Consider the following 14,178-nt stretch of genomic DNA (forward strand, 5'->3'; position numbering starts at 1 on the left):
CCTTTATTCATCTAAAAATTGCTTTAATGCCTTAAAATCCTTAGGTTTAAAATTCATGAAATACACCAAAAATTTAAGTTCATAAGGAACATCTGCAAATAAATCTTTATCTATTGAATTCCTCTTCTTCAATTCCATAAGAAAATCCGAATAAAACTGTTCCAATGGAATCTTTTTGGTTAATAATTTACAAACGTCATAATACTCAAATTGAGACACATCTGGTAACGAATTAAAATGTTTCTCAATAATATTTTCATATTCCCCCTTACGAAGTATTTTAAAAATTATTTCCCTATCTAAATCAGTATTGTACTTCTCTGGTTTAATTATTGTTTTAATTTTGCTGTTTCTTTGGAGCACATAAAGACCTACAGGTTTTTTTAACAACCTAATCTTCTCCAAAGCTAAATTTACATTTTTTTCATGAGTAACAATTGCAACGTGATTAAATGCTCTATAGTATTCTGTGATTTGATTTTCTAACCTGTCAAAATTGTCAAATTCAGTTTTGATTTCATATACCACAGCTTTTCCATTTATTAAAATAAAATCTGGTTTTGCATTTCCAACAGGTATTTCAGTCAAAGCAGTAGTAGTATTTATACTATGTACCCCTAATAATAATTTATTTAACAACGTATTTTTATAAAAATATTCATTTCTATACGATTGAGAGAGTTTCATATAAGTATTTTGAATTATAGACAAATTATTACCTAATTTATGATGCTGCGATACACACTCAAAAATTGGATCTTTTTTATTTTGTACGAGGTTTTTTATAGTATTTCTGGAAAAAAATCTATTTATTAAATAATTTTTTTTAATTTCCAAATTAATCCCCTCCTTAATTTCGCCCTTCTAACATTCATTATATCAAAAATATCTACTTCTAACACGATTTATCATAACTTTATTTATCACCTACCTTTATTCTAAAATTATGATGTTTTTCTAACCTACCAACAAGTTTCGCTTCTCATAATTTTTTATTAATCTATTACTTAATTTCAAAAAAAGGAAAGAAACTGTTTTCTTCCCTTTTGTCTTCTTAATGTCTAAAATGTCTTACTCCTGTGAAGACCATAGTCAAGCCGTATTTGTCCGCAGCTTCAATGGATTCTTGGTCACGGACAGATCCACCTGGTTGGATGATGGCTTTGATACCTGCTTTGGCGATTTCTTCCACGTTATCTGCAAACGGGAAGAAGGCATCGGAAGCAAGCACAGCGCCGTCAAGGCGGTCTTTAGCTTGGTCAATAGCGATACGGACTGAAGCCACACGGTTGGTTTGACCTGGGCCAACGCCAAGTGTCATGTGGTCATTCGTCACGATGATCCCGTTTGATTTCACATACTTGATAGCCTTCCAAGCAAATTCAAGAGCAGTCGCTTCTGTCTCGGTTGGCTGGCGCTTGGTCACCACTTGCCAGTCAGCTGGGCTTTCCTTGACCACGTCTTGGTTTTGTACCAGAAGTCCACCAACCACGCCTGTGTATTCTGCCTCTACCTCACTAGCATCTTGAGCGTCGAATGGCAAGGCAAGGATACGCAAGTTTTTCTTTTTGTTGGTCAAAATGGCTAGCGCTTCATCCGTATAGCTCGGTGCGATGATGATCTCGAGGAAAACGCCGTGCATCTTCTCAGCAGTCGCAGCATCCACCTCACGGTTAAGGACGACAATTCCACCAAAGATAGACACTGGGTCAGACTCATAAGCATAGTCCCAAGCAGTCTCGATGTCGTCAGCTTGACCAATTCCACATGGGTTCATGTGTTTGAGAGCCACAACGGTTGGACGGTCTTTAAAATCACGGATAATACGGATAGCTGCATCCGCATCACGGATATTGTTGAAGGACAATTCCTTACCGTTAAGCTGTTTCGCTGAAGCAATCGAGTAGTCAGTCGGCAAGGCTTTTTGGTAGAAGTCCGCATCCTGTTGAGGATTTTCCCCATAGCGCATAGCTTGTTTGAGGTCATAGGTTAAAGTGAGTTTTTCAGGTTTGCTTTCGCCGACCTGAGCTGTAAAATACTCTGCAATCAAGGCATCGTAAGCCGCTGTGTGACGGAATACTTTTGCTGCCAACCGTTGGCGAGTTTCGTAAGTAGTTTCGCCCTTGGCTGACAATTCATCCAAAACCACAGCATAGTCAGCAGGGTCTACCACAACTGTCACGCTGGCGTGGTTCTTCGCTGCTGAACGAAGCATTGATGGCCCACCGATATCGATATTTTCAACGGCATCCGCATAAGTCACATCTGGTTTGAGAATGGTTTCCTTGAAAGGATAGAGGTTGACCACTACAAGGTCAATGAGCTCGATCTGATTGTCCTTAGCCGCTTCCAAATGGCGATCCAAGTCACGACGAGCCAAAAGTCCACCGTGAATATTTGGATGGAGGGTCTTAACACGGCCATCCATCATCTCTGGGAAGCCCGTCACATCATCGATGGCAATGGTCTCAACCCCTGCATTGTCAAGGGCAACCTTGGTTCCACCTGTCGAGATGATATCCCAACCCAGTTTTTTGAGTTCTTGGGCAAATTCAACAATGCCCGCTTTGTCTGAGACGCTGATTAAGGCGCGTTTAGTCATGTTATTTCCTTTCATTTACTTATCCAACAATTCTCTAATAACCTCTGGATACAACTTGTACTCTACCTCATGAATACGAGCTTCAAAGCTTTCGATGGTATCATCAGCTAGACGTGGCACACGGACTTGCTTGATAACCTTTCCTGTATCCACACCAGAGTCCACCCAGTGAATGGTCACGCCGCTCTCAGCAACCCCAGCATTCCAAGCATCCTCAATCCCATGAGCTCCTGGAAATTCGGGCAGGTAGGCTGGATGGATATTGATAATACGCCCCTCATAGGCTCCAAGTAAGGTTGGCCCAACGATTTTCATGTAGCCAGCGAGGCAAACCAAGTCAATCTGGTGTTCTTCCAAGAGCTCGACAAGAGCAGCTTCGTAGTCCGCCTTGTTCTCAAACTCTTTGAGTTCAAAAGCATAGGACAGGACGCCGAGCTTTTCTGCACGCTCTAGCACATAGGCGTCACGATGGTCTGAAAAGACAAACTCCACCGGAAATTCTTCAGCAATCACCTGAAAATTTGAGCCATTACCAGAGGCAAAAACCGCTATTTTTTTCATTTGATGATGACACTTTCGTTTTCTTTCTTGACGATGCGACCAATTTCATAGACTGGTTCATCCAGCAATTCCTTGACGCGACCTACATTTTCAGGGCTAACTGCCAGCATGAGTCCCACACCCATATTGAAGATTTCAAACATTTCTTCATGCTTGATTTCACCGTATTTTTCAAGAGCTTTGAAAATAGGAAGGACTGGAACCTTGTCTTCTTCAATTTCCGCAGCTAGGTCAGCCGCAAACATACGAGGAACATTCTCGATAAAGCCGCCACCTGTGATGTGGGCAATGCCGTTGACTAACTCTTCCTTGATGAGTGGCAAGACAGCTTTGACATAGATACGAGTCGGCTCAAGAAGGACTTCCTTGAGTTTCTTGCCTTCCAATTCCGGCAAGACTTCCTCACCTGTGTAGTCCGCAAAAACACGACGAACGAGAGAGTAACCATTTGAGTGAATCCCACTTGAGGCAAGTCCGAGAAGAACATCGCCTTCAGACACCTTTGAGCCGTCTATAATTTGAGATTTTTCAGCCACACCGACTGCAAAACCAGCCAAGTCGTAGTCATCTTCGCTGTACATACCAGGCATCTCAGCCGTTTCCCCACCGATGAGGGCAGCGCCTGCCTTCACACAACCTTCAGCCACACCAGCAACCACTTGTTCTAGTTTAGCTGGTTCATTCTTCCCTGTCGCGACGTAGTCAAGGAAGTAAAGAGGCTCCGCACCTGCAGCGATAATATCGTTGACACACATGGCCACACAGTCTTGCCCAATCGTATCATGCTTATCATACTTGATGGCCAACATGAGCTTGGTCCCGACACCGTCAGTCCCTGAAATCAAGACGGGTTCTTTGATACCAGTTTTTGAAAGGTCAAACATGCCACCGAAACCACCAAGAGCTCCCATAACACCCGCACGCTCCGTACGAGCCACGTGCTTTTTGATTCGTTCAACAACTTCATAACCCGCTTCAACATCCACACCGGATTGCGCATAAGCATTTTTATTTGTCATCTTTTTTCCTCTTCCTTTCCTTTAATGGAGAGCCTTTATCCGTCTATTTGTAAAAACTGGTCTTATCCCCCAAGCTTCTACGATATTCTTCCTCATAATCGTAGAGAGGAGTTGGGTAGTCGCCGTCAAAGTAAGCGACACAAAGACCACCGTTCGGCGCATCTGTTTCGATGCCGATAGAATCAATCAAGCCATCAATCGAAAGATAGGTCAGGCTATCCGCACCAATGATTTGGCAGGTTTCTTCTACCGTATGATTGGCCGCAATCAACTCCTGACGCGTCTGGATATCAATTCCATAGAAACATGGATAAGCTAGCGCAGGGCTCCCAATAGCAACGTGAACCTCGGACGCACCTGCTTCTTTCAAAAGCTGAACGATACGGCGAGAGGTTGTCCCACGAACAATGGAATCATCAATCATCACCACACGTTTACCTTTGACAACACCAGAAACGGCTGATAGCTTCATCCGCACCCCTTGCTCACGCAATTCTTGAGTCGGTTGGATAAAGGTACGTTGGGTGTATTGGTTTTTGATCAGACCCATTTCATTTGGTAGACCAGATTCTTCTGCAAATCCCATAGCTGCGCTCAGCGAGGAATTTGGTACACCAACAACAATATCCGCTTCATGCTTGAATTCACGCGCCAATTGGGCCCCCATACGTTTGCGAGCTGTATGGACATTGACCCCATGGATGTTAGAGTCAGGACGGGCAAAGTAGATATACTCCATAGAGCAAATCGCCAACTGGGTATCATTCGTATAGCTATCATACTGAATCCCATTGTCATCCACGATTACAATTTCCCCTGGTTTTACATCGCGAATCCACTCAGCACCGATGACTTCAAAGGCACAGGTTTCAGACGAAACCACCACCGCTCCGTTGGCCATTTTTCCGATAGAAAGCGGACGGAAGCCATTAGGATCAAGCGCAGCAATCAACTTATCCTCAAACAGCAGGATATAAGCAAAGCCACCTTTGACAAGGCTGAGCGCCTCCTTGATTTTGCCCATCAAGTTCGGATTGTGACTCCGACGAATGAGGTGAGCCAAGATTTCCGAGTCCGAAGTTGAACTGAAAATAGCTCCTCTTTGTTCCAATTCTTTCTTGAGCGATTCGGCATTGGTCAGATTTCCATTGTGAGCAAGTCCAAACTGCATATCATGAAAGCGAAAAAGGAAGGGCTGGATATTATCTACAGAAGCTTCGCCAGCCGTCGCATAACGAACATGCCCAATCGCGCTCGTACCAGTCAATTTATCCAAATTAGCTGGATTTTTGAAGACTTCTGATAAAAGCCCCATATCACGATGACGCTTCAATTGTCCCTGATCATTTGAGAGGATTCCTGCCCCCTCCTGACCACGGTGCTGAAGACTATGGAGACCAAAATAGGTCAATTTAGCAGCATCTGGATGTCCCCAGATACCGAAAACACCACATTCTTCATTAAGAGATTTTACTTCGTATGTCATTTTTTATACCTTTTATTTCCCTGTGAAATAACGCACAGCCGACGCGAACAGGTGCTGGTCTTTATTTCCTGGGATGTTTTGGAAAAGACCGTCTTCATAACGTTCTGAGTGTCCCATCTTACCGATGATTTGACCATTCTTGCTGGTAATTCCTTCGATGGCATTTACCGAACCATTCGGATTGTACTTAGAATCCATGCTTGGTTTACCTTCAAAGTCAACGTATTGGCTAAAGATTTGACCATTGTCACGAAGCTCTGCGAATTCCTCAGCTGTCACGACAAACTTCCCTTCACCGTGCGATACTGGGATGGCATGGATATCGTCCACTTGTACTCCAGCCAACCATGGTGAGTTGGTATTGGCAATTCGCGTTTCCACCATCTTAGCTACGTGCTGGTTGGCATCATTGTAGAAGAGGGTTGGACTAGTGCTGCTTGCATCCTCGAAGTTTCCGTATGGAAGAAGACCTGATTTGACCAAGGCTTGGAACCCATTACAGATACCAATAATCAAGCCACCACGAGCGATAAAACTATCAATCGCAGCACGCACTTTTTCATTGAGCAGGATGTTGACGATAAACTTAGCTGATCCATCCGGCTCATCCGCAGCTGAGAAACCACCCGCGAAGAAAAGGATATTAGCCTTGCCGATATTGTCAACCATAGTTTCAACTGACTTGACAATTTCTTCTTCATTCAAGGTCACGAATGGCACCAAGTTGACTTCTGCACCTTCTTTTTCAAAAGCTTTTGCTGAATCATATTCTGAGTTGGTTCCTGGGAATACTGGGATGTAAACCACCGGTTTTTCAATAGTTTCTTTGGCTTTTATGACTGCGTTAGAAGCGACAGCTGGCACTTCAGCCAATTCTTTAGCTTGGGCAAATTCAGTTGGGTAAACTTCTTCCAGTTTTCCTTGGAAGGCACTGTCAAGTTTCTGTCCATCTAGCTTCACACCGTTGACAATCAGTGTAAAGTCTATGCTTGTTTGACCGATTTTCTTCACTCCAGCGATTTCTTCAGGAGATGTGAAGACAAATCCGCCCAATTGAGCTGTCAAAGCTGTCTCAAGTTCAGGCAAGTTCACCTCTGCACCGATATGGTTCCCAAAGGTAGCAAGAGCCAAGCTTTCAAGGACACCACCATATTTAACAGCTGATGCAGATGTTACTTTGTGTTCAGCTTGGATGGCTTCAAATTGAGCAAAATTAGACTTGATAAGATCAAAGTCAATCTCTTGTGCTAGAGCTTGACCTGGGATGTAGTAGATGTTTTCACCAGCAGTCTTGAACTCAGGAGAGAGGACCTTACGGCTATCTGCCGTCGTCACCCCAAAGGCAACCAAGGTTGGCGGTACAGTCAATTCTTCAAAAGTACCAGACATAGAATCCTTACCACCGATAGATGGCAAGCCAAGCTGGATTTGTGCTTCGATAGAACCTAGGAGAGCTGCTACTGGCTGACCAAAACGCTCTGCTTGCTTGTCCATCCGCTCGAAGTATTCTTGATAAGAGAAACGAGCCTTGGACCAGTTGGCACCAGTAGCCACCAAACGAGCAGTCGCTTCGATAACCGCATAAGCAGCGCCATGATATGGAGACCATTCTGCCACATAAGGGTTAAATCCTTGGGCCATAACAGACGCAGTATGAGTTACTCCGTGTTGAACTGGCAATTTCTGAACAGAAGCTTCAGTTGGTGTGAGTTGATAGCGACCACCAAGTGGGTGATTGACCGTTGAACGACCAACCGAGCTATCAAAGATGGTCTGCAAGCCTTTTTGACTCGCATGGTTAAGGTCAGCCAAGACTGCAAGAGTATCAGCTTCAAGGGCTTCAGCGCTTGTCTTGCGCTCTTCTGGGAGCTTGACATCCTTGTCCACAACCTTGGCATCGACAACGACACGCACACCATTGGTATCAAGGAAACGACGTTCCAAGTCAACAATCGTTTCACCATTCCAGTGCATAACTAGATTTGGTTTTTCAGTCACTGTCGCAACCACAACAGCATCAATATTTTCTTTATTACATTCCGCAACGAAGGTATCTACGTCTTCAGGACGCACCACAACTGCCATCCGTTCTTGTGATTCAGAGATAGCAATTTCTGTGCCATTCAGGCCTTGGTATTTAAGAGGCACTTTGTTGAGGTCGATTTCCAGACCGTCTGCCAATTCACCAATAGCTACACAGACACCACCTGCTCCAAAGTCGTTGGACTTCTTGATGAGACGAGTGACATCGCCATTACGGAAAAGACGTTGAATCTTGCGTTCTTCAATGGCATTCCCTTTTTGAACCTCAGCACCAGCTGTTTCAACCGATTCAACTGTTTGAACCTTAGAAGAACCTGTCGCACCACCAACACCATCACGTCCAGTCTTACCACCGAGAAGGATAATGACATCCCCCGCTTCCGGTTTTTCACGGACAACGTTGCCCTTGGGAGCTGCACCGACAACTGCACCAAGCTCCATGCGTTTAGCTACAAAGCCTGGGTGGAAATATTCACGAACGTAAGTCGTTGCAAGACCAATTTGGTTCCCATATGAAGAATAACCATGAGCCGCTGTTTTCGAAATAACTTGTTGCGGCAATTTACCAGCGCGAGTTTCTGAAATCGGTGCTGTAATATCTCCAGCACCTGAGATACGCATAGCTTGGTAAACGTATGAACGGCCTGACAACGGGTCACGAATGGCGCCACCGATACAAGTAGCCGCTCCACCAAATGGCTCAATCTCCGTTGGGTGGTTGTGGGTTTCATTTTTAAACATGAGGAGCCAAGGTTCCTTGACACCATCAACGTCCACTTCGATTTCAACCGAGCAGGCATTGATTTCGTCTGACACTTCCATGTCATCCAAACGTCCATTAGCACGCTCATAACGACCGAAAATAGTCGCCATATCCATCAAGGTTTGTGGTTTTTCAGAACGGCCTAATTCCTCGCGCATAGCGATATATTTATCATAGGTCGCCTGCAATTGTTTTTGGAACTTAGAAGCTGAGAAATCAATCTGTTTCAACTCTGTCTCAAAAGTCGTGTGACGGCAGTGGTCAGACCAGTAAGTGTCCAAAACCTTGAGCTCTGTTTCCGTCGGCACACGCCCGATTGACTTGAAATAGTTTTGGATAAAGAGCAAATCATCCACTTCCATAGCCATCCCTTGCTCAGCCTTGTAGCGGGCAAAGTCTTCCGATGTATAGCTTTCAAAGAAGGTCAATTTTGGAATGGTCTTGTCTGACTCTGAAAATTCCTGCTTAGCAATCCCTGCCGTGATGTCCTTGAAACGTGAATCCACTGGATTGAGCAGGTAGTTCTTGACCGCTTCCAACTCAGTCGCATCAATATCTTTATTAACCAAGTAAAGTTGAGCCGTATTAACCGTTACATCACTTGAGCTACCAAGCAAAAGCAAGGCTTCCTGTGAAGAAGCTGCACGCTGGTCAAACTGTCCTGGCAAACTTTCAATGGCAAAGAATGCATAATTGACAAGATCAGCCTGCACAGCCGCTTCATCCAAGACATGGTCTGTCACCTGCTCAGAGAAGATATGTTTTTCTGCAGGCGCAAACAAATTCTCTGCCAAGTCAAAGACATCATAAACTTGCACGATGCGAATACTTTTCAAAGTTGAAAGTCCCAAGTTGTGCTGGAGCTCTCTCACCAAACTCTCTGACTTGACCTGAAAATCAGCCTTTTTCTCAACAAAAATACGTTTATTCATCAATTCTTATTCCTTTATTTCAGCTCTTGCAATGTTCACAAATGACCTTGAAGGTGTTATTTTTAAACCTTGCAACTTTTCCCAGACAATCTCATAAACATCTGTCAATTCTCCGAGTCCTCTACGGAAAACATCCTTGTCCATGTGGTTGCCATCTGCATCCCACAAACGGCAGTTATCTGGCGAAAATTCGTCTGCCAAGATAATCTTACCATCCTTATCAAAACCGAACTCTAGCTTAAAGTCAATCAATTTAAGACCAATCTCAGCAAACCAGGCTTTCAAGAGCTCATTGATACGACGCGTTTCTTCCTTCAAGTAGGCAATCTGCTGGTCATCCGCAATTTTAAGGAATTTCACATGCTCGTCATTGATAAAGGGATCATCCAAATCATCATTTTTATAGTAAAATTCGACAATCGGAGTCTCAAATGCGATACCTTCTTCTACGCCAAAACGTTTTGAAAAGGAACCAGCCGTATAGTTGCGAAGCACAACTTCCAAAGGAATAATCTCCACCTTTTTATTGAGTTGCTCTGTATCTGAAAGCTTATCCACAAAGTGAGTCGCTACACCAGCAGCATTTAACTTTTCAAAAATAAAAGATGAAATCTGATTATTCAAGACTCCTTTACCCGCAATCTGCTCCTTCTTGACACCATTGAAAGCAGTCGCCTGGTCCTTGTAAGTTGAAATAATGAGATTTTCATCCTCAGTTGTATAGATATCCTTGGCTTTTCCCGAATAGATCAATTTTTTTGACATTTTAAAGTTCGCCTTTCGTATTACTTGAGCACATTCTACCACAAAACAAACAAAAATTCAAGATTTTTACGAACCATTAACAAAATAGCGCTTGTTGCGTAAAGAAAAAACTGCAAAACACCTTTGTCTTACAGTTTTTCAATCAGTTATCTCGAAAAAAGACGAACATTATTCTCTGTTCAAAAATTGATCCCAATAATAGCGCAAATAGCTTTTCTTCCCTGTGATTAGCGTCAAACGCCCTTCTGAACCATAGCGAAGACTTTCTGCCTGTTCAGGAGTCAGACTGGTCTCCGCCTCTATTTTAAAGAAATTGCCCTTTTCAGTCTTGGTAGCTGTCGCATCAATATTCGTAATCGCAGAAACAAGAACGAGTTCTTTATTGGCATCCTTGCTTGTAGTGAAACGAACAGAATCACCGACCTTGAGCCTTGCAACATCTTTTGAACTAAGATAAGCCGTGAGTTTAGTTTTACCTTCTTTTTCCAAGGCTGGGTAGAGTTGAGCGAGCAGGCTCCCTTCTGCAACCATCGTAGATTCACTGGTCTCAGGATTAAGGTGAAGCACCCCATCCTCACTTGCTGTAATTTTCCCCTTGTCCAGCAAACCTCCTTGGACTTTCTTACCTGATTCCGCCTCCAAAATTTTCTGATCTAGAAGAGTTAATTCCTGACCGACTTTAACTAAGTGCTGAGATTTGAGTGATTCCAGTTGACTATCCAGTCCCGTTGCGTGGGCCTGTTGAGCTCCAGAACCCGCATATTGTACACGATAGGTAGCTAAACTAGACTCTAGTTGGGCAATTTGTGCATCCACTTGCGCAATAACTTGCGATTTAGCTTGCGGATCTTCTTCACCTTGGTTTTTATAGGTTTGGTAAAAAGAGTAGGCTGGATTCTGACTATCCAGTTGATCTCCTTTTTCAATCGCTGATTTAGCTGTTTTGTAGTCTCGGATTTTTTCCTCTGTTTGGCTGATAAGATTGCCAATCTCAGCCTGACTCTGACTTGCTGCTGCATTCTGCGAGGAGATGTTAGCATTTTGCTGAGAAACATTACTTCTTAGACCATTCGCTTGGCTGATATAATCTCGAAACATCTCCTGGTAACCAAACTTATCCGCCTCTGGAAATTGATCACTCCCCTCTTTCAAACTAGATTGCAAATACCCCAACTGCTTTTTTTGATCCTTTAGCATCTCCAATTGACTGGCATATGCCTCAACCTGGACAGCCTCCGCCCCTTGCTGGTACTCAACGAGTAGTTCCCCTTGCTTGACCAACTTGTTCTCTTCGAGATAATTGGCCACAATACGTTGATTACTAGTCGACTGGATGTTGGCAATGATTCGACTAGGCTCGACAGTGGCTCTGGTAGACAAACTAATTTCCTTCTCTGCAAAAACTGCAAATCCTAACAGAAACACGAGCAGAAGCGACATAGGTAAAATCACCCGACTGGAAAAATTATGGTAACGACGATTATAAAACTCCGCACTTTCTAAAAATTCTGGTTTCATCTTCTCCTCTTTCTAGCTATTCACCAAATGGGCGTAAAAGCCATTCTGTGCAAGCAAGTCTGCATGGGTACCTTCTTCGACAATTTTGCCCTGATTCAAAACAACAACCTTCTCTGTCCGCTCAGCAATGGTCAAACGGTGGGCGATGAAAATCAAGGTCTTGTCTAAAGCCATGAGATTATCCACAATCCGCTTTTCTGTCAAAATATCCAAACTGCTAGTCGCCTCGTCCAAGATCAAGACAGGTGCATCCGTCAAGAGAGCACGCGCCAGAGCGATTCTCTGCCGTTGCCCACCAGAAATACCTGCCCCATCTGAAGTTAATTCTGTCTGATAATTCAGCGGCATCCGCTCGATATCCTCCCGAATCTCAGCTAACTCAACTGCTCGTAAGATGTCTTCCTGAGTCGTTCCCTCCTTGGCCCCAAGGAGCAGATTCTCCAAAATCGTTCCGTTAAAGACATAGGGCTGTTGAGGTAGATAGTTGATATACTGGCGCAAGGCTTTTTTATCAATCTGATTGAGATTGACACCACCCAGACTAATCTCTCCCTGACTTGGGTCGTAAAAATTAACCATTATCTTGGCCAAGGTGGTCTTTCCTGACCCTGAAATCCCCACAAAAGCCATCTTAGACCCTTGCGGAATGGTCAAATTGATATCCGACAAGACATCACGACCATAGCCATACTTATAGTGAACCTGCTTAAAGGTCATATCCCCCTTCATCATGCTCAAATCTTCGACTGTTTTCTTCTCCTCAAACTCCGAAGCTACTAGATACACCTCATTTAAGCGATTATTAGCAACCTGCGCTGTCTGAAGCTTGGTTTGCAGGTTGATGATATTTTCCAAAGGATTGGTAAAATAAACAAGCAAGGTATTATAGGTAATCAGCTGGCCCAAACTCATTTTCCCATCCATGACAAGAACTGCTCCCATCCAGAGAACAGCAACATTGAGCAGGAGCTGGGCAACTTTTTTCAGAGCCTTTTGCTGGCTTTCTGCCCGACTATAGGTAAAAGATTTTTTCAGATAAGCCACAAATTCCTTGTCAATCTTTTGATAGCGCGAACTCTCACTGGTCAAAGATTTAATGGTCTCAATACCGTTGATGTCCTCGATGATAGAAGAAGACAGAACCGCATTGGCTTCCATAGTGTCCCGATTCATCTTTTCAAAAGGCTTCATAAAAGCAAAGATAATCACTGTATAGATGGGAAGCGCAAGTAAACTAATGAAAAAGAGCGTCATATTTTGTGAAAACAAGACAAGCGAGATAATCAAAATCGTCGACACATCTAGGAAAATCGACAGAATGGTCGAAGCTAGCGCGTCGATGATACTGTTAGCGTCCGTAAAACGAGACACGATTTCTCCTGTCCTGCGTGTCGCAAAAAAGGACATTGGCAGGTGAAAAACATGCTTGATGTAGGACAAAATCACATCGATGGACAACCGTTGACCCAGAACAAGTAAGAGGTATTCTTGCGCATAGGACAAAATCTGCTGGAGAATATAGACGATGACTAGTCCTATTGAGATAATGCCCAAGGTCGAACGCATCTGATCTGGTACGTAACTGTCAATGATAGACTGGAGATAATAGGAACCCACGATATTGATCAAAGTCACCAACAAAGTCGCTAGGACGATATTAGCAATCAATCCACGCTGTTTGAGTAAGATTGGCAAGAAGGATAGGAGCCCCTGTTTTTTCTCCTTATGAGGTTTATAGTCTGGAGACGGAGCCATAAAGAGACTGACTCCTGTCCATTCTTGCGCAAATCGCTCACGGGAAATCTTAGTCAGCTTGACACCAGGATCCGGATCAGCGATATGAATGTGCTTTTTATCCTGACCTATCACCACATAGTAGTGGAGCAATTTCCCTTCCTTGAGCACATGGGCTACAAAAGGAAAGGTCAAATCAGGCAGATCAAAGAGCGTCATATCCGCCTTGATAGCCCGCGTTTCAAAACCAATTTCCTCTGCCACTTTTACAAGACCCAAAGCAGTCGTCCCATCCATAGTCGTCTTAGCTAGTTCTCGTAGATAAGCCAAGGAGTAATAACTACCATAGTAGCCAAATACCATGGCCAAGGAAGCCACGCCACAATCCATCTGATCCACCTGGGGACGATAGTGCCTTTTCCCAAATTTCATATCCTTCTCCTTTTTCTAACAATCTCTTTATAAATTTGTAAGATTATTTTAACCAAACAAGGAAGAAATAAGGGAATTATTTCTGAAAAAACAATATCCTCACCTGAACAGCACTTTTACCAAAGAAAATAGGCAGAACAAGAGTCCTGCCTAGAACATTCAATTACACAGATTTCTTACCTTTCCCACTTCTTTTGTGAATGGCGTATAAAACGATAAACGCAAACACCGGGAGTACCATATAACTACTTTCACTCATTGTTAGCTGAAATCCAAGAGTTGCTAGAATCGTAAAGATGGAAATATTCATTAAAAATAGAAAA

Annotated in this window: 9 protein-coding genes; all 9 read right to left on the minus strand. The window is 43.5% G+C overall.

Annotated elements, in window-relative coordinates; all coding sequences use genetic code 11:
• Nucleotides 1-3: 3 nt before the first annotated feature.
• Nucleotides 4-837, minus strand: coding sequence for a sce7726 family protein (locus B7714_RS00965; RefSeq protein ID WP_084859345.1), 834 nt, complete (start codon nucleotides 835-837; stop codon nucleotides 4-6).
• Between the two features lie 217 nt (nucleotides 838-1,054).
• Complete coding sequence (gene purH, locus B7714_RS00970; RefSeq protein ID WP_049479234.1) at nucleotides 1,055-2,602, minus strand: bifunctional phosphoribosylaminoimidazolecarboxamide formyltransferase/IMP cyclohydrolase; 1,548 nt, start codon at nucleotides 2,600-2,602, stop codon at nucleotides 1,055-1,057.
• Between the two features lie 15 nt (nucleotides 2,603-2,617).
• Nucleotides 2,618-3,163 (minus strand): phosphoribosylglycinamide formyltransferase, encoded by a 546-nt coding sequence (gene purN, locus B7714_RS09770; protein ID WP_049479235.1) that lies wholly within the window; start codon nucleotides 3,161-3,163, stop codon nucleotides 2,618-2,620.
• Complete coding sequence (gene purM, locus B7714_RS00975) at nucleotides 3,160-4,182, minus strand: phosphoribosylformylglycinamidine cyclo-ligase (RefSeq protein WP_084859347.1); 1,023 nt, start codon at nucleotides 4,180-4,182, stop codon at nucleotides 3,160-3,162. The genes purN and purM overlap by 4 nt, the downstream gene beginning before the upstream one ends.
• Nucleotides 4,183-4,225: 43 nt before the next feature.
• On the minus strand, nucleotides 4,226-5,668 hold the full coding sequence (purF, locus tag B7714_RS00980; RefSeq protein ID WP_084859349.1) for an amidophosphoribosyltransferase: 1,443 nt from the start codon (nucleotides 5,666-5,668) through the stop codon (nucleotides 4,226-4,228).
• A gap of 12 nt (nucleotides 5,669-5,680) precedes the next feature.
• The gene (locus tag B7714_RS00985; RefSeq protein ID WP_084859351.1) at nucleotides 5,681-9,406 is read right to left on the minus strand and encodes a phosphoribosylformylglycinamidine synthase; all 3,726 of its coding nucleotides are present in this window, start codon (nucleotides 9,404-9,406) and stop codon (nucleotides 5,681-5,683) included.
• A 6-nt stretch (nucleotides 9,407-9,412) separates the two neighbouring features.
• On the minus strand, nucleotides 9,413-10,171 hold the full coding sequence (purC, locus tag B7714_RS00990) for a phosphoribosylaminoimidazolesuccinocarboxamide synthase (protein WP_162284786.1): 759 nt from the start codon (nucleotides 10,169-10,171) through the stop codon (nucleotides 9,413-9,415).
• Between the two features lie 168 nt (nucleotides 10,172-10,339).
• The gene (gene comB, locus B7714_RS00995; protein ID WP_084859355.1) at nucleotides 10,340-11,689 is read right to left on the minus strand and encodes a competence pheromone export protein ComB; all 1,350 of its coding nucleotides are present in this window, start codon (nucleotides 11,687-11,689) and stop codon (nucleotides 10,340-10,342) included.
• A gap of 12 nt (nucleotides 11,690-11,701) precedes the next feature.
• A complete protein-coding gene (gene comA / locus B7714_RS01000; protein WP_084859357.1) occupies nucleotides 11,702-13,855 on the minus strand; it encodes a peptide cleavage/export ABC transporter ComA in 2,154 nt (717 codons plus the stop codon).
• Nucleotides 13,856-14,178 lie beyond the last annotated feature (323 nt).

The sequence above is a fragment of the Streptococcus oralis subsp. oralis genome (assembly GCF_002096595.1).
Classification (GTDB): domain Bacteria; phylum Bacillota; class Bacilli; order Lactobacillales; family Streptococcaceae; genus Streptococcus; species Streptococcus oralis_D.

What these genes read in the sequence shown, in the direction of transcription:
- comA (WP_084859357.1), bottom strand. Translation starts at nt 13,855, where the DNA reads ATGAAATTTGGGAAAAGGCACTATCGTCCCCAGGTGGATCAGATGGAT.
- purM (WP_084859347.1), bottom strand. Translation starts at nt 4,182, where the DNA reads ATGACAAATAAAAATGCTTATGCGCAATCCGGTGTGGATGTTGAAGCG.
- purN (WP_049479235.1), bottom strand. Translation starts at nt 3,163, where the DNA reads ATGAAAAAAATAGCGGTTTTTGCCTCTGGTAATGGCTCAAATTTTCAG.
- purF (WP_084859349.1), bottom strand. Translation starts at nt 5,668, where the DNA reads ATGACATACGAAGTAAAATCTCTTAATGAAGAATGTGGTGTTTTCGGT.
- purH (WP_049479234.1), bottom strand. Translation starts at nt 2,602, where the DNA reads ATGACTAAACGCGCCTTAATCAGCGTCTCAGACAAAGCGGGCATTGTT.
- B7714_RS00985 (WP_084859351.1), bottom strand. Translation starts at nt 9,406, where the DNA reads ATGAATAAACGTATTTTTGTTGAGAAAAAGGCTGATTTTCAGGTCAAG.
- comB (WP_084859355.1), bottom strand. Translation starts at nt 11,689, where the DNA reads ATGAAACCAGAATTTTTAGAAAGTGCGGAGTTTTATAATCGTCGTTAC.
- purC (WP_162284786.1), bottom strand. Translation starts at nt 10,171, where the DNA reads ATGTCAAAAAAATTGATCTATTCGGGAAAAGCCAAGGATATCTATACA.